This window comes from Nitrosomonas sp., assembly GCF_019635155.1.
Taxonomy (GTDB): Bacteria; Pseudomonadota; Gammaproteobacteria; order Burkholderiales; family Nitrosomonadaceae; genus Nitrosomonas.
Genome location: NZ_JAHBZY010000002.1, coordinates 213,350 through 230,824, shown reverse-complemented (window position 1 = coordinate 230,824; position 17,475 = coordinate 213,350). Strand labels below are relative to the sequence as shown.

Below are 17,475 nucleotides of genomic sequence, written 5' to 3'. Positions count from 1 at the left end.
TGGAAAAGCGCGGATTACTCCAGCCTATCAATTTTGGTGAAACAAGTTAGTAACGCCATCCAATCCGACATAGTTAATCGAATAAGTCGCATGTTGTTGAACAATAGGTTTTGCACGATAAGCGATGCTGACACCTGACTCGGACATCATATCCATATCGTTGGCGCCATCCCCGATCGTAATTACTTGTTCGCGCTTTAACGCCAATGCTTCGCATACCTGCCGGAGAACCTGCGCTTTGCCTTGCCTACCGATAATTTCTCCTTGCACTTTACCGGTCAATTTATTGTCTTGAATATCCAACACATTAGCCGCTGAGAAATCCAATCCCAGCTTTGCCTTAATGCGCTCCGTAAAAAAAGTGAAACCACCGGATATCACCATCGTTTTTAATCCGGCACGCTTGGCTTTCTGCAACATGATCTCGGCACCGGGACTCAGTTTCACACGCTCGTCGTACACTCTTTGTAACGCATCTTGATGTAAACCCTGCAACAACGCAGTGCGCCGTACCAGGCTTTCTTCAAAATTCATTTTGCCTTGCATGGTTTGTTGTGTAATTTCTGAAACTTGCGCTTTGATATTCAGCATATCCGCAATCTCATCAATGGATTCAATCGCCAATAATGTCGAGTCCATATCCATCGCGACCAATTTAAAATCCGATAGCTTAACTTCCGGACTCACATATGCAAAATCCAGTTCCGCCTGAGCGCAATGTGCGGATATATCCTCAGAAAAACTTGCTTTAATCAAACGAAAAGCCTGACCGGTTATCCGCTCAATCCCTTCCGCTTGCGACAACTTCGCTAAAGCGCGCAAATCGCTATTATTGATCTCCAATCCCTGAATAATCAGATTCATTATGTCTTTATTTTAAATGTAAGGCAGGTCATTATAAAACTTCTCACTTGCGCCATTCGATTATTTGGTTCCGGCCTGCATTCTTAGCTGCATAGAGCGCTGAATCGGCTGCTTTGACCATGTCTTTGGGCTCAAAAAAATTGACTTCGCCTTCCTGATACGCTGCCACGCCAATCGAAGCGGTAACACGAATGGTTGTGGCGCCATCGAATTTGTATGCGATTGCCGCAATCGCATCTTTTAACCGGGCGATCAAATTTCGCGCGGCGGTCAGCGGAGTGCCCGGAAGAATCAAAGCGAATTCTTCCCCGCCATAACGGCTCAGTGTATCATCTTGCCGAATTTGGTCGAAAATTGTTTTGACCACATTAGCCAAAATGGAATCTCCCGCGACATGCCCGTAGGTGTCGTTGACATCTTTGAAATGGTCAAGATCGATAATCGCGATGGTTAACGGTAAATTATATTGCGTGGCGAGATAGAACTCCCGCTGCAAGGTCTCATCGAAATAAGTCCGGTTATAGGCACCCGTTAAGCCATCACGCTGCGATTTGTCTTCCAAGTCTTTCATTCGGGACAAGCTATAAATCAACAATAGCTCTTTAGCTTCCGCTAAAATTCCGGTGACTTGTGACGGGTGATGGATCGTCAGTTCAAACAGATCTTCAACAGCACTTAAACCGACTTCCATTATTTTTATAACTTCAATCAATGCATTGGCATCAAACCCAAGCCAATCCTTCGCTGCCTCATTCAATGCAACCATTTTCTCAGCTTCTTGCGGATATATAAAATAATCGGCCAAATAGCGGGAAACCGCTAGGCAGGAATGTAACGTCGGCCCTAAATGTCTGGGTTCCGGTTGACTATGACTGTTAATGCACGATAGCGCTATATAATCCGGTATATGCCACCGCTTTAGCAACGCATAACCCAGCTCATCGTGCCCGCAACCCAATGTTTCACGCTCGGTTTTCAGCAAAATATCGTGATCGGTCGTTGCGTTAAAAATTTTTTCGTACTCTTCCGGCATTAAAGCCCAAAAAGCAATAATTCCAATTTCTTGAATCAAGCCTGCTAAGAATAAATCATCCAGATAGCTGAGTTCCAGTTTTTCACCAAGCGCCCTGCAAGCCAGCGCGGATGCAATCGATCGGCGCCAAAACACATAACCGTCAAACGCGGCATTTTGTCCGGATAGCGATGCTTGCATTAATGAATGCGACAATGAAAAGGATAACGCTATAACAAGAACCGTATGTGTACCCAGTATGCTGACAGCTTGGCGTATATTGGTCGCAATCCGACGGGATTTGTACAAAGGCGTGTTTGCTGTCCGCAGCAATTTTGCAGATAACACGGGATCCATAGAAATGTATTGACAAATAGTGCCTATATCCGCCTGTGGGTCATTTGCCAATTCGATGATCTTTACGGCGACCGCCGGTAAAGTCGGTAACGTCTCACAAATATTTAATCGCCTTCTCAGTGAATCATCAATCACTTATTATCTCTATCCTCATGTAACATCTATATACTACTGAATAATATACTGATTAATCTCCGATAATATTAAGATAACATATTAGCTTCATTCTGTAGACGGTATTTATTGAATAACGCCGGAATTGTCCGTGTTATGCTCAATTTCATAATCGGGCATCCATTTTTTCAATCAAACTGCTACTATGCGATTTTATTTTCTATCGATTTTTGACAGAATCCGCTTTTTATATAAGTTAGTCATCGGGCACTTCGTATCTATTAAGTCATCATGCAATAAAGGAGCTGAATGTGGATTTCGCTATCAAAGTAGGAACATCGGATAAACAACGTGGTGCCTGTATGGTTGCCGGCATTTTTGAATCCAGAAAAATGACGGAAACGGCAAAAATTCTCGACAAAACTACTCAAGGTTATATCAAAAGCATTCTTGCATCCGGCGATATGGAAGGGAAAGCGAATACTTCGCTGCTGCTGCATAATGTGCCGAATACGCAATTTAAAAGAATTCTCCTTGTCGGTTTAGGAAAGGAACAAGAATTCAAGGAAAAAAACTTCTTGGCAACCATCGGTTTGATTTTAAATGCATTACAAAAAACTGCAGTGACCGATGTAACATTATCCTTATCCGATTTTCCGCTCAAACAAAAAAACGACGATTGGAAAGTTACACAAACCGCCATCGCGGTATTGAATAGTCTCTATCGCTTTGATCAACTCAAAAGCAAGCCGGAGAATGATCGCAATCCGTTACGAAAGATTGTTTTATGCATTGACGATCGCGCCGCGCTACCAAGCTGCGAGAATGCCTTGCGGCAAGGCTTGGCAATCGCGCATGGTATAAATTTAACTAAAGACTTGGGAAATCAAGCACCGAATATTTGCACCCCGACCTATCTTGCCAAGCAAGCCAAAGATCTGGCAAAAACGCACAAGCTTAAAGCTACCGTGCTTGAAGAAAAAGATATGGAAAAGTTAGGCATGGGTTCCTTGCTGGCCGTCGCTCGCGGCAGCGAACAGCCGGCTAAATTAATCGTACTGGAATATCAAGGATTAACTAAAAAAGATAACCCGGTAGTCCTGGTTGGCAAAGGTGTCACTTTTGATACCGGGGGCATTTCGCTCAAACCTGCCGCAGAAATGGATGAAATGAAATTTGATATGAGCGGCGCCGCCAGTGTACTGGGAACTATGCTTGCTACCGTCGAGTTAAAGTTACCTATCAACTTGATCGGCATCATCCCGGCAACCGAAAATATGCCCAGCGGCAAAGCCACAAAACCGGGCGATGTTGTCACCAGCATGTCTGGACAAACCATTGAAATCCTGAATACCGACGCGGAAGGCCGTTTGATTCTGTGCGATGCATTAACCTACGCCGAGCGCTACAATCCGAAACTGGTTATCGATATCGCAACATTGACGGGTGCATGTGTGATTGCGCTCGGAAACTTCACGACAGGTCTATTAAGTAATGATGAACAGCTCGCACAAGAGTTAATTGCGGCAGGTGAACAAGCGGTCGATAAAGCATGGCAATTACCGCTGGGAGATGACTATCAGGAATTATTAAAAAGTAACTTCGCCGATATCGCCAATATTGGCGGCAGGGCAGCCGGCACAATCACTGCAGCTTGCTTTCTCTCCCGCTTCACTAAAAAATATCGTTGGGCTCACTTGGATATTGCCGGTACCGCTTGGAAATCCGGGAAAGATAAAGGATCAACCGGCCGGCCTGTTCCATTATTAATGCAATTCCTGATCAATCAAGCAAAAGCAACGAGTTGAACACGTTAATGGACGCTCTGATTGATATATTTATCCCACGCGCATTGATTACAGGAGAACGATCACAAATTGAATGGAACTGAAGAAGGGATGGTTCAAATATTTTTCTACTCCGGGGCTGGCGACAAGCTCATTACTGCTTGCCGGCTATGCGCCAAAGCGGTGCAACAGCAGATGAAAGTCCTGGTATATGCGTTAGACGAATCATTAATCAAACAATTTGACGAATTACTTTGGACATTCTCTTCCATCAGCTTTATTCCGCATTGCAACTTACGCGATGAGCCGGATCTGGTGAATATGACACCGGTAGTTCTGAGCAACCGCATCCCTAATGATGAAAAATTCGATGTACTGCTCAATCTGGATCGGCAGTATCCGCCGACGGTCGTTCAGTTTAAACGGGTTATCGAAATCGCGGATAATTCCCCGACCGATAAATCGGAAGCGCGAATTCGATATCGATGCTATAAAGATGCAGGTTACGAGATACAACATTTTCAGCTTAATGAATAAATCGATTGCTTATGAGTGAGAATAATTCTTCAACAGACCTGGATGATTCCGAGATTTTGACAAAATTCCGTAATCTTCTTAGCAAATATCAGCATCAAGGAAAAATAATTTCAACCAGCGACTATCCGGCATCCATCACGACACCACAGTCCGATATTCCCACGAAAACCGAATACTCCGATGAGATTCCGCTATTGACAGATATCGTGATACTTCATCCAACCGTCATCCATCCTCAACCTGCACGATTGACCCCCATCCGCCAAATATTGGATGCAGCATTATCAGAATGCCTGATCGAATTGAATACCACCGATCGAAAAGCATTAGCCAATGCGCTGGAAATTCGATTAGCCCGCCTTTTAAAATAGTTTCAGTCATTCAGAACCAATCGTATTGCTATGTGAAAAATCCGCTCGCGCATCAAAGCAGTGACCCGGCTTGTTATGCGGGTCAAATGCCTTCCGCTATAATAATGGTTTTTGCTTCGTTCAACCAAACATAGAGCGCCATGGAACTCGATAAAAGTTTTGACCCTAAAGTGATAGAAAACCGTTGGTATTCGGCCTGGGAATCCGATGGATATTTCAAGCCTGCAGCTTCAAACAAACAATCCGCTTATTGCATTATGCTGCCACCACCCAATGTCACCGGTACGTTGCATATGGGACATGCATTCCAGCATACGCTCATGGATGCCTTGATACGTTATCACCGCATGCTTGGCGATAACACCTTATGGCAACCCGGCACCGATCACGCCGGTATTGCAACGCAGATTGTAGTTGAGCGACAACTGGATCAGCAGCAACTGAATCGCAGGGAAATGGGGCGTGAAGCCTTTTTACAACGTGTTTGGCAATGGAAAGAGGAATCCGGCTCCACGATCACCCGGCAAATGCGACGCTTAGGCTCTTCCTGTGACTGGACACGCGAACGGTTTACGATGGATGCGGAATTATCCCGGGCCGTCACCGAAGTGTTTGTCCGGCTCTATCGTGACGGATTGATCTATCGCGGAAAACGATTGGTGAATTGGGATCCCGTGCTGCAAACCGCAGTTTCCGATCTGGAAGTAATCTCCACTGAGGAAAATGGTTCCTTGTGGCTTATCCGCTATCCACTGGAACAAACTGATACTATCCAAACCGAACAAAATGATGCTTTGATCGTTGCCACGACACGCCCCGAAACGATGCTCGGCGACGTGGCGGTTGCCGTCCATCCGGATGACCCGCGTTATCAACATCTGATCGGGCGGCGTGTCCGTTTGCCGCTATGCGAGCGAACGATCCCTATAATTGCGGATACCTATGTCGATCGGGAATTTGGAACCGGTTGCGTTAAAATCACCCCTGCTCATGACTTTAACGATTATCAAGTCGGTCAGCGACATCATCTGGTCCCCATCAGCATCTTTACGCTGGATGGAAAAATCAACGATCTGGCTCCGCTTGAATATCAAGGCATGGATCGTTTCGAAGCACGAAAAAAAATTGTTGCCGACCTTGAGAACCAGGGTTTCCTGGCCGAAACCAAGCCGCACAAGCTGATGGCTCCGCGCGGCGATCGCACCAATACCATTATCGAACCGATGTTAACCGACCAATGGTATGTTGCGATGGAAGATCTCGCCAAACGCGGACTGGAAGTTGTTGCTAATGGCGAAATCACATTTACACCGGACAACTGGACGCATGTCTATAACCAGTGGTTGGAGAACATTCAGGATTGGTGTATCTCCCGGCAATTGTGGTGGGGACACCGTATTCCGGCTTGGTATGACGAGGATGGGAATGTCACAGTCGCACACGACTTGGAAGAAGCACAGAAACTATCCGGAAAAACCCATCTCCGGCAAGACGAGGATGTTCTCGACACATGGTTCTCCTCGGCACTCTGGCCATTTTCCACACTGGGATGGCCTAATGACACCGCGGAACTCAAAACCTTTCTACCAACTTCGGTACTGATCACCGGTTTTGACATCATCTTCTTCTGGGTTGCGCGCATGGTGATGATGTCGCTGCATTTCACTGGCAAAGTACCGTTCAAGGAAGTTTATATCACCGGTCTGATTCGCGATGCCGAAGGTCAAAAGATGAGCAAATCCAAAGGTAACGTGCTTGATCCGCTGGATTTGATCGACGGCATTACGTTGCCCGACTTGATTGCGAAGCGCACCACCGGACTGATGAATCCCAAGCAAGCCGATGCGATTGAAAAAAATACCCGCAAACATTTTCCGGATGGTATCCCGGCCTTCGGAACCGATGCTTTGCGCTTTACCTTTGCCAGCCTGGCGTCACATGGCCGCGATATAAAATTTGATATGCAGCGCTGCGAAGGTTACCGTAATTTCTGCAACAAATTATGGAATGCGACACGCTATGTGTTGATGAACTGCGAAGGTAAAGATACCGGTTTAAACGAAACCGCATCACTGGCCTATTCCGCTGCCGATCTATGGATCATCAGCCGCTTGCAACAAGCGGAACTGGCGGTTGCGCAAGCATTTAACAATTACCGCTTCGACTTGGCTGCGCGGGAAGTTTATGAACTGGTCTGGGACGAGTATTGCGATTGGTATGTGGAATTAGCGAAAGTGCAGCTCACGTCCGATCAGGATCCGGTACAGCGGGCAACCCGGCGAACCTTGGTGCGCGTGCTGGAAGCAATGTTACGGCTTGCGCATCCGATTATTCCATTTATTACCGAGGAACTGTGGCAAAAAGTAGCGCCATTGGCCGCAAAATCAGGCGGCAGTAGTATCATGTGCCAGCCCTACCCAACCGCAGATCAACGTAAGGTTGATCAACCTGCCATCGAAAATATTCTGTTGCTAAAAGAATTAGTAAATGCTTGCCGCACTTTACGCGGCGAGATGAATATCTCACCTGCGCTCAAAGTCCCTTTGCTCGCAGCCGGCGATATATCGTTATTGGAAACATATAAACCTTATCTACTCTCACTGGCCAAGTTATCCGCAGTAGAAATCCAACCGGATAATTTACCGGATGCGGATGCACCGGTTGCGATCGTACAGAATTTCAAGTTGATGCTTAAAATTGAAATTGATGTTGCCGCCGAGCGAGAACGTTTATCGAAAGAAATCGTTCGCATCGAAGTGGAGATTACCAAGGCTAACAGTAAGCTCTCAAACTCCAGCTTTATCGAACGCGCGCCCTTGCAAGTCGTCGAACAGGAAAAAGCGCGTTTAGCGGCGTTTAATACAAAGCTTAACAATCTCAACGAGCAGCTACGCAAATTGAATGGGTAAATTCCGATCGCTTGCTTTATCGGACTCTATCACGCAGCTAGGTTCGTAATGCAGTATTCTCAGAATCGATACGCTTGCAACCACCTGTCCCAATAGGTGGTTGCTTAATAATTATTATTGGGTGGATTGCGCCATCTGGATTACCGGTTGCGCACCGGATTCCGATAATAAAACAGTCATCATATTGGTCACCAGTACCGCACGTTGATCCGGCGTTAATGACACGATCTGCCGATCCTCCAATCTTTTTAACGCCACTTCGACCATTCCCACCGCGCCATCCACTAGCTTCTGGCGCGCTATCACTACCGCCTCCGCCTGCTGACGCCGCAACATCGCATTCGCAATTTCGGGCGCATACGCGAGATGAGCAATCTTAGCTTCTTCGATCACGATACCCGCAACATCCACGTGTTGTTGAATCGATTCGCGTAGCACAGCTGCAATGGCTTCCAAGTCCGTACGCAGACTCTTGCGCTGCCTCCCTTCGTCATCGTCATAGGCATGGCTACTGGCTACTTGACGGACAGCGGATTCACTCTGGATTTGCAGATAATTCACAGCACTTTCCACATCAAAAACCGCCCGTGCGGTATCTTGGATACGCCAAGCTATAACGGCGGCTATTTCAATGGGACTGCCGCGCTCATCATTGACCTTCAGCACCGGCGTGTTCCAATTATTAATGCGCAACGATACTTTTGTTCTATTGTAAAAAGGATTGACCCAAAAAAAACCACTGGTATTAACAGTACCGACATAGTTGCCGAAGAAAATCATAACCGCAGCTTGATTAGGTTCTAGCGTGAATAACCCCTTACAGAAAAATAACGCGATGGTCAGCAACACACCGCCCGCAATATTCTTGATCGGCAGACCCGGTGTTGCTACAAGAAAGATTCCAAGAAGGCATGCGGTTATCAATAAAACCAGCATGATCCATCCATTGGCACCCACAATAATTTGCTCGTCAGTTCCAATTGCCTTGTTGCCAGATCTGGTATCCAAAATATGTCTCCTAATAATTTCCCGCACACTGTCTTCTTAAAAGGTAACGGCAAGTAAAAATGCTGTCAAACCGGATTAAAGCCTGCAAAATAGCTTATTTCCACACCAGCTTATCGGGAAAAAAGAATTATCATGCAAATATTGTATTGGTGAGATCGAACCGAATTCACTGCAGTGTGAGATGACACAGCTGAAATCACCAAAATAACCGGTAGCCTGATATTGGATACGAAGCGATACAATATTGATTTACTTAATATTTATAGAGTAATTTTATATTTCTAAGGAAAAAAACAAGAAATTGATCTATCCATATGAAAATAAATATTATAATACCCATGAAGCGCGATGGATTCACTGATAGTAATACAGCGCGGCAATTCCAAAGTTTCGCTTCATCTTCTCGCTATTAACCGGTCGCACAAATAAATTTATTCGGCATCAATCGTAAGTGATCGCCGATAACTTCTAAACCACACCGCCAATTTGGATACGCTAAAATATTGACAATTAAGTTTGAAAATAACCTTTTCAGTAATTCTATTTCGAGTACCTTATGATACGCTCAATCTTTTATGGTCTTTCAGTGATATTTTTCTCACTGGCAATCTTAATAACATATAAAGCCGCTAATAATCCCGAAGATCATTCTTCCACGATCAGCTTGCCGTCGGAATTCACATTGGCACCAGCACCTGCATATCCGCCTTCAGCTCCGTCAGCACCATTCTCGGATATCGTGAATAATGAAACACCATTGCTTAATCACGCATCGACTCCAAACATAATTGAAGAAGCCGGAACCGCCGCTCCTCAGCATGAAAATCAACCGCATGTTCTGGAAGAGGTATCGCAGAATGCAAGCGATAACAAGCCAAGATCACCGTCTCGAACATTAATCGTTTTTAGCGGCAAAACGTTCCGCTCCGGGCAGGATGTCATTCAAGATGTCGCTTATTCCACGATAGAAAATCTTATCAAGGAAATCAACGCCTCCCCGGGAAGCTTGATTCTTATTGAAGGTCATACCGACAATATACCGACCGGCAAAATTGATAGTGACAATTTGGAACTTTCGGCTCGCCGCGCTAAGGCCATCGCCAATATTCTCATGCTTCACGGCATTCCATCGCAACGAATTTCCATCAAAGGTTATGGAGATACCCGTCCGATAGATTCCAATAACACTGAAGAAGGTAGAGCGAAAAACCGTAGAGTGGAAGTAAAACTCATACCTAAAGAGGGGAACATTTAATGCACATGTACGTTCAACACTTCAATCTCAATTTACTTCCTTTCGAGAATGTTCCGGATCCAATATTCTTTTATGATCAGGGCGATCATGCTCGTATCCGGAAGCAGATTTCCGGTTCTCTACAAAGCGGGCGCGGTCTTATCGTCGTCACCGGCCCCATCGGTTCCGGAAAAACCACGCTTAGTCAAATGATAAAGTCCGATTTTCCGGACAATATCAAACTCATTTGGATGGCCGAACCGCCCGCAAGCAGCTCCGATCTGTATCTATTTCTAGCCCAGGAGCTTGGGCTTCAACCGTCTTCGTCCGAAAAAACATTTGTTATGCGAGATATCAGAAATGCGCTACTCCGAATCAACGCGGAAGGAAAAAAATGCCTGGTCATCATGGATGAATCGCATTTGATGACCGAAGACGTTATTAATGGTATCCGCTTATTAAACAATCTTGAAGAAGGATCCCTTAAGCTCATCCAGTTATTGTTGCTGGGTCAAGATGAGTTAATGGAAAAGATCAACCGACCTGAAATGGCGCCCTTCAAACAACGGATTGCCGCCCTTGAAACGCTCGGAAAAATGAATGTTGACGGTGTCTTAAGATACATAAAACATCGCATCCATATTGCGGGCGGCACTCCTAATCTGATTTCAAATACTGGCTGGGAGGCGCTTTCTATCGCTTTCAGTGCCGGCGGTACACCTCGGACAATCAATTCATTATGCGATCGTTCCTTCAATGTTGCCTACGAGCGCAACAAACCCATCATCGACGCACAAGATGTTTATGAAGCAACCCAACGAATGGGATTGGTCACAGATGTATTTCATTACATCATTATGCTCAACAATCAAGAACGCAAAAAACAAGAGTCGCAACATGCAAGCACTGATTCCACATCAGAGGCGGCAACACCGCCATTGGCAACCACAGCAACGCCCGCTGCCGATCCCCCATCAACTGTTGCAACAAGAAAAATCGAGCATAAAAGTCAGATAACCCAGGACGTCGTTCAAGATATCTCCGCAATGAAAATCGATACCTCGGAAAAATCGTTTGACGACATTGCCAACACAATCAAAGCAAAATATGAGCAAAAGAATTTAAAAGTTCCCGCGATCGTGTTGTTATCTTCGATGGTCGCATTTGCCTCAAGTGTGTTTTTCTTTTGTCACCGCTCCGATTATGCTGGATTACTTGAATGCCTTCTAGAATTAGTGAGTATCTGAGTTATTTCTTCTTCTGCATTGTCACGGCTCTTGGTTAGCAGGTAACCTGCCGGTCAGGAGCCCTTCCTCCAGTTAATCAACACAGTGCACGTAATTTGCCAGACGGATCTTCTTTAATTTTCTATTTCCTTTATCGCCAAATAATAAGCGTAATACTATGATCTAGTGTCTATTACCGCCCTTTTTTCTTAACCGGAATTTAACCAATGAATCCATCCGTCTATATTAATTCAGCAATAAGAGTCGCCATCTATCAGCACCCCAAGCGTTAGCCAATAGCTCGACGAAAGATCCTCGAATCACCAAGCCGGTGTCTTTCCAACAATCCAGGGGGCGCCGATTTAATGTGCGTAAAATATACGCAAACTTTCTGTGGTCAAATATATCGAATAAAGCACTAAAAAATTTGTTTAATAATTTCACAAAACGTAATAAAGGAGCTAATCATGTCCACTCATCATATTTTTATTATTTCCGCTTTAGTTATCAGTGGCGTATTCTTTGGGATTCTTTCGATGTTTGGGTTACCGCAAACCATTATTGGATGGGTTATTACTGATGGCGCATTGGCCATGATTCTCTACATCAGCTACTTGGTTATAGCTTCAATCAGAAAAATATCCAAACCCTGAATGCATTAATTCATGGCGTTAGTAGCGAATAATAGTCACATCCTGCAATATGGAGAATATTATGGGTATGAATCAATTGACCATTATCTAAAACCTGGTGATTCATGCCCAAAAGGGTTTTTACTTACTACTATTTTCCCACACGGATCAAATAATCAGGAATGTCAGAAACTACCAGCTACAATTTCATAGCTGTTTAAACCGTTCAGCTGGTTGATCTAGCCAATGGATCAAACCTTGCGTATTTAAGCGAATATCGGATTGCAATAACTCTTCAATTGTAGTTTGTGATAAATGACAACCGTGCTTTGTTAATCGACTTAGCAGCAACTCATTCAAAGCTTCTGAAACTTCAACTGTCCGATTTTGATGATTCCTTGCCCGTTGCGCAATCTCAACATGTTCATCAATTAAATCGTGCATGCATCCTGCATGATGGGTTAAGTGACTAATCCGGCTATAGTGTGTTAAATATGCATAGCGTGGTTGATAACTCAAGATACGATCAATAGAACGATGGGCGGCCGATGGATCAAACTGTACAGGCGATGTAGTAGGAAAAACAAATTCCATCCCAGCGACATCGAACTCCCGGTATGAAACACCAAATGTATCACCTGTAAAAAAAGATTGGCTGCGAGCATCAAAAATACAATTATGATGACGCGCATGCCCGGGAGTATCAAGGAACAACAATGGGCGTCCATTCAGATCAATAGAACATCCATCAGTTGCTTCAATAATCCGGTCTGCTTCGATCGGATAGATCTCACCGTACACGCGCCTGAATTCGGCTTCACCATATACGGCTATGGCACCGGCAACGAGTCGAGCCGGATTTACCATATGACTTGCACCGCGCGGATGAACAATCAGCTTCGCGTTGGGAAAAAGACGCATGCATTCGCTCGCTCCACCCGCGTGGTCCAGATGGATATGCGTGAGTATGATATATTCAATCGCCTCTATCGCAATGGATTTCTGTTTAAGCGATGCAACCACGCCAGGAATGGAAAAAACTGTCCCGGTATCAATCAACGCCGCACTACCGTTTTCGACGATCAAATGTATAGCCGCGCGCCTAGGTCGATGAAACTGCGCATCAATCGCACTAATACCATCTTCATAATCAATTACAATTGGCAATGTCATACTTTTCCGATTCCGCCCGCGATACGTCCATCCGATTTGCGATTCATAATTTATAGGGATTGCATGGGTTTCTTTAATTGTTCCAGAATAGCCGGATTTTCCAGTGTCGATGTATCCTGAGTAATTTCTTCACCTTTGGCAAGCGCACGCAACAGCCGGCGCATAATCTTACCTGATCGGGTTTTTGGTAAATTCTCGCCGAAACGGATTTCCTCAGGCTTTGCGATGGGGCCAATCTCTTTCGCCACCCACTCACGTAATGTCTGAACAATGTCCGCGGTCTCCTCTGCACGCGGATACCGACCTTTTAAAACCACAAAAGCTATGACAGTCTCTCCCTTAATTTCATGAGGCCTGCCCACCACAGCCGCCTCCGCTACCAATGGATGAGCGACCAATGCGGATTCTATTTCCATCGTTCCTAATCGATGCCCCGATACATTTAAAACATCATCAATGCGGCCCATAATCCAGAAGTAATCATCCAGGTCACGATAGGCGGAATCGCCGGCCAGATAATACAAACCATGTCCGATATCTTCCGGAAAATAAGTTTTCTTAAAGCGTTCCGGATCACCCCATAAGGTACGAATTTGTGAAGGAAAAGGCTTCTTAATCACCAAGAAACCGCCTTTCCCTTTCTCTATATCGTGACCCGCTTCGTCAACAATCGCAGCAAAAATTCCAGGCAAAGGAAACGTACAAGAACCTGGCTTAAGAGTCACAGCACCAGGCGCTGGTGCAATCATATGGCAGCCCGTTTCGGTTTGCCACCAGGTGTCGACAACCGGACACCGTGATTGCCCGATTTTTTCATAAAACCAAACCCACGCTTCCGGGTTAATTGGCTCCCCCACCGAACCCAATAAGCGTAGGGACGACAAATCATATTGAGCTGGCAAATCGGCACCCAGTTTAATTAATGAACGAATTGCAGTGGGCGCGGTATAAAAAGTAGTTACCCGATGTTTCTGAATAATTTCCCAAAAACGCCCAGCATCCGGATAAGTTGGAATTCCTTCGAAAATTACCTGCGTAGCGCCCATTGCCAACGGGCCATAGCACACATAACTATGACCGGTAATCCAGCCAACATCAGCAGTACACCAGAAAACATCGTCCGGTTTATAATCAAAAATCCACTCCATTGAAAGTTTTGTGCCAAGCAAGTATCCGGCACTGGAATGCTGAACGCCTTTAGGTTTACCGGTTGATCCGGAGGTATACAATGTGAATAATGGATGTTCCGCACCAACCCACTCCGGTTCGCAGTTCGCATCGGCAGTTTCGGTAAGTTCATGCCACCAGACATCACGCTTAGAGTCGAAAGATATTGCAGTTCCTGTACGCTGAAAAACCACGACGCGCTTGACCGATGCTGCGCCTTCCGTACTCAACGCTTCATCCACAGTTTCCTTGAGTGGATGAAGCTTACCGCCACGGATTTGCTCATCCGCCGTAATAACCGCCACAGCACCGGCATCGACTATGCGCTCATGCAAGCTTTTAGAGGAAAAACCGCCAAAAACTACGGAATGAATTGCACCAATCCGTGCGCATGCTTGCATAGCAACAACCGCCTCGATTCCCATCGGCAAATAAATAATCACTCGGTCACTTTTTTTGATACCGAGCGATTTCAACGCGTTTGCAAACTTACACACTCTCTGATGCAAGTCCCGATAGGTCGATCGCACAACCATGCCATCATCGGCTTCAAATATTATCGCGACTTTGTCAGCTTGCGTTGCCAGGTGCCGATCGAGGCAGTTATACGATACGTTTAACTCGCCGTCACTAAACCACTGATAAAACGGCGGCATTTGATCGTCAAGAACTTGAGTAAAGGGTTTATGCCATAAAATCTGTTCTTTCGCGCGAACCGCCCAAAACTTCAAATAATCCTTCTCCGCTTCTGCACAAAGCATCCGGTAAGCTTGAATACCAGAAATATTGGCTCGCTTGGCAAACTCTTCTGATGGCGGAAAAACACGTGTTTCATGCAATACTGTTTCGATCGTCGACATGCAAAAACTCTCCGATTTCATGAAATCTGAAAATCATCAGATTGTATCACCGGCACCCATCTCCATAAGCACTTCTTTCTTGTTGCCAAGGTAGATAATCGCAGTCAAAATTAAACAATTCCGTTAACATAAATCAATCAAAACCACGCCAGGAAACGCTAAAATAATAGCATGGACAAAAAAGTTTATATTCCATAATTCATAAATATTTGTTAAACTAGCGATAACAATTTCGATGGGCTTTATCAGCCCATTTTTTATTTGTGGCGGAGCTATGACACTGGAAGAATTGTTAGAATCAACTCTTAACAATATGGGCTATGAGTTGGTCGAAGTGGAGCGACTCGCACACAACAAATTAATTCGGATTTATGCAGACAAAGCAGACGGTATCACAATTGATGACTGCGTCTTGATTAGCAATCATTTGAGTCGCTTGTTTGCGGTTGAAAATATAGATTATGGTCGACTGGAAGTGTCTTCGCCCGGACTCGATAGGCCGTTGCGGAAAGAAGCTGATTTCTTACGCTTTATTGGAGAAACAGTCAAATTGAAGTTACGCGTCCCTATTCAAGGACAAAAAAACTTTACTGGAATTTTGCAAGAAGTAAATAATGGCATAATAAAACTTGAAGTTGATGGAAAAGTGCTAGACCTCGAATTAAATAATCTTGGAAAAGCTCGTTTGGTACCAAAATTGTAGGTCATAAAGAAAATAGGCTGGAGGGCTATGAGCCGCGAAATTTTACTGTTGGTCGATGCGTTGGCGCGTGAAAAAGCTGTAGAAAAAGAAATCGTCTTTACAGCATTGGAACTTGCTTTGGCGTCCGCAACTAAAAAACGGTTTCAAGAAGACATCGATACACGCGTTTCTATTGACAGAGTGACAGGAGAGCATCAATCCTTCCGCCGCTGGTTGGTAGTGGAAGACGGTGCTGTAGATGATCCTGCACACCAGGTTTCCTTAAGTGACGCATTACAATCAAATTCCACTATCCAAATCGGGGAATATTTAGAAAAACCCCTCGAACCAATCGAGTTTGGGCGTATTGGTGCACAAGCAGCCAAACAAGTAATCTTTCAAAAAATTCGTGATGCAGAGCGTGAACAAACGCTCAATGACTTTCTTGAAAGAGGTGATTATTTAGTTACCGGCACCATTAAAAGAATAGAACGTGGTAATGCGATAATCGAATCAGGAAAAATTGAAGCGGAGTTGCCTCGTGATCAAATGATTCCGAAAGAAAATTTGCGTGTTGGCGATCGAGTTCGCGCATATTTATATCGGGTTGATCGATCATCGAGAGGTCCACAATTAAAACTCTCACGAATTTCACCGGAATTTTTAACGAAGCTTTTCGAATTAGAAGTTCCTGAAATTGAAGAAGGTTTACTAGAAATCAAAGCTGCTGCGCGGGATCCGGGATCTCGTGCAAAAATTGCCGTCAAATCCAACGATCAACGCATTGATCCGATCGGTACTTGTGTAGGTATGCGCGGCTCAAGGGTTCAAGCGGTTATCAGCGAGCTCGCCGGCGAACGGGTGGATATCGTACTGTGGTCTGATGACCCCGCCACTTTTATCATCAACGCGCTGGCGCCGGCAGAAATCAGCAGTATCATGGTGGATGAAGAAAAACACAGCATGGATATCGTGGTTGATGAAGATAATTTAGCTCAGGCAATCGGCCGTGGCGGACAAAATGTACGCCTGGCATCCGAATTGACAGAATGGGAACTCAATATACTGACTGTAGAAGAATCCAAAACCAAACATGAACAAGAATCATCGCAAATTTGCCAACTTTTTATGCAAAAATTGGATGTCGATGAAGAAATTGCAAAAATATTACTACAAGAAGGTTTTGTGACATTGGAGGAAGTTGCGTATGTTCCGCTCAACGAGATGTTGGAAATCGAATCATTGGATGAAGAAACAGTCAATGAAATACGGAACCGTGCTCGTAATGCGTTATTAACCGATGCCATAGCCAATGAAGAAAAAGTCGAGCACGTCGCTGAAGATTTACTTTCGCTCGAGGGAATGGATATCAATATCGTCAGGGAACTTGCGGCACGCGGTATCAACACGCAAGCAGATTTAGCCGATCTGGCCGCTGACGATTTGGTTGAAATAACCGGCATTGATATTGAACGGGCCAATCGATTGATTATTAAAGCGCGCGAACCTTGGTTTACTTGATTTTAATAGCATGCAAAAAAT

At 44.9% G+C, this 17,475-nt stretch carries 14 protein-coding genes; 9 read left to right on the top strand and 5 right to left on the bottom strand.

Annotation, left to right across the window (positions count from 1 at the left end; all coding sequences use genetic code 11):
• Positions 1-27: 27 nt before the first annotated feature.
• Both serB and KF839_RS02620 read right to left on the bottom strand, forming a co-directional pair.
• Positions 28-864, bottom strand: coding sequence for a phosphoserine phosphatase SerB (gene serB, locus KF839_RS02625; protein WP_292916267.1), 837 nt, complete (start codon positions 862-864; stop codon positions 28-30).
• 43 nt (positions 865-907) lie between these two features.
• Entirely contained in the window at positions 908-2,368 is a 1,461-nt protein-coding gene (locus KF839_RS02620) for a sensor domain-containing diguanylate cyclase (RefSeq protein WP_292916266.1), read from the bottom strand.
• Positions 2,369-2,658: 290 nt separating this feature from the next.
• Between KF839_RS02620 and KF839_RS02615 the strand changes: the two genes are divergently transcribed.
• The 4 genes from KF839_RS02615 to KF839_RS02600 all read left to right on the top strand — a co-directional run bounded on the left by KF839_RS02615 (position 2,659) and on the right by KF839_RS02600 (position 7,951).
• Positions 2,659-4,155, top strand: a complete 1,497-nt coding sequence (locus KF839_RS02615) for a leucyl aminopeptidase (protein ID WP_292916265.1) — start codon at positions 2,659-2,661, stop codon at positions 4,153-4,155.
• A gap of 69 nt (positions 4,156-4,224) precedes the next feature.
• Positions 4,225-4,671 (top strand): DNA polymerase III subunit chi, encoded by a 447-nt coding sequence (locus KF839_RS02610; RefSeq protein ID WP_292916264.1) that lies wholly within the window; start codon positions 4,225-4,227, stop codon positions 4,669-4,671.
• An 11-nt stretch (positions 4,672-4,682) separates the two neighbouring features.
• Positions 4,683-5,042 carry a hypothetical protein gene (locus KF839_RS02605; protein ID WP_292916263.1) on the top strand — a complete coding sequence of 120 codons (360 nt, stop codon included), beginning with the start codon at positions 4,683-4,685 and terminating at the stop codon, positions 5,040-5,042.
• A 140-nt stretch (positions 5,043-5,182) separates the two neighbouring features.
• A complete protein-coding gene (locus KF839_RS02600; protein WP_292916262.1) occupies positions 5,183-7,951 on the top strand; it encodes a valine--tRNA ligase in 2,769 nt (922 codons plus the stop codon).
• A gap of 114 nt (positions 7,952-8,065) precedes the next feature.
• Here the strand turns inward: KF839_RS02600 and KF839_RS02595 are convergent, their stop codons facing one another.
• Entirely contained in the window at positions 8,066-8,959 is an 894-nt protein-coding gene (locus tag KF839_RS02595; protein WP_292916261.1) for an SPFH domain-containing protein, read from the bottom strand.
• 556 nt (positions 8,960-9,515) lie between these two features.
• On the opposite strand from KF839_RS02595, the gene KF839_RS02590 reads away from it, so the two are divergent.
• From KF839_RS02590 to KF839_RS02580, 3 genes are all read left to right on the top strand, one after another.
• Positions 9,516-10,214 carry an OmpA family protein gene (locus KF839_RS02590; RefSeq protein WP_292916260.1) on the top strand — a complete coding sequence of 233 codons (699 nt, stop codon included), beginning with the start codon at positions 9,516-9,518 and terminating at the stop codon, positions 10,212-10,214.
• Positions 10,214-11,440, top strand: a complete 1,227-nt coding sequence (locus KF839_RS02585) for an ExeA family protein (RefSeq protein ID WP_292916259.1) — start codon at positions 10,214-10,216, stop codon at positions 11,438-11,440. The genes KF839_RS02590 and KF839_RS02585 overlap by 1 nt, the downstream gene beginning before the upstream one ends.
• Positions 11,441-11,886: 446 nt before the next feature.
• Positions 11,887-12,072 carry a C4-dicarboxylate ABC transporter gene (locus tag KF839_RS02580; RefSeq protein ID WP_292916258.1) on the top strand — a complete coding sequence of 62 codons (186 nt, stop codon included), beginning with the start codon at positions 11,887-11,889 and terminating at the stop codon, positions 12,070-12,072.
• Positions 12,073-12,258: 186 nt separating this feature from the next.
• Here the strand turns inward: KF839_RS02580 and KF839_RS02575 are convergent, their stop codons facing one another.
• Together KF839_RS02575 and acs are read right to left on the bottom strand one after the other, a co-directional pair.
• The gene (locus tag KF839_RS02575) at positions 12,259-13,224 is read right to left on the bottom strand and encodes an MBL fold metallo-hydrolase (RefSeq protein ID WP_292916257.1); all 966 of its coding nucleotides are present in this window, start codon (positions 13,222-13,224) and stop codon (positions 12,259-12,261) included.
• Between the two features lie 50 nt (positions 13,225-13,274).
• The gene (acs, locus tag KF839_RS02570) at positions 13,275-15,251 is read right to left on the bottom strand and encodes an acetate--CoA ligase (RefSeq protein WP_292916256.1); all 1,977 of its coding nucleotides are present in this window, start codon (positions 15,249-15,251) and stop codon (positions 13,275-13,277) included.
• Positions 15,252-15,486: 235 nt separating this feature from the next.
• On the opposite strand from acs, the gene rimP reads away from it, so the two are divergent.
• Together rimP and nusA are read left to right on the top strand one after the other, a co-directional pair.
• On the top strand, positions 15,487-15,954 hold the full coding sequence (gene rimP / locus KF839_RS02565; RefSeq protein ID WP_292916255.1) for a ribosome maturation factor RimP: 468 nt from the start codon (positions 15,487-15,489) through the stop codon (positions 15,952-15,954).
• 27 nt (positions 15,955-15,981) lie between these two features.
• On the top strand, positions 15,982-17,454 hold the full coding sequence (gene nusA, locus KF839_RS02560; protein WP_292916254.1) for a transcription termination factor NusA: 1,473 nt from the start codon (positions 15,982-15,984) through the stop codon (positions 17,452-17,454).
• The last annotated feature ends 21 nt before the right edge of the window (positions 17,455-17,475 follow it).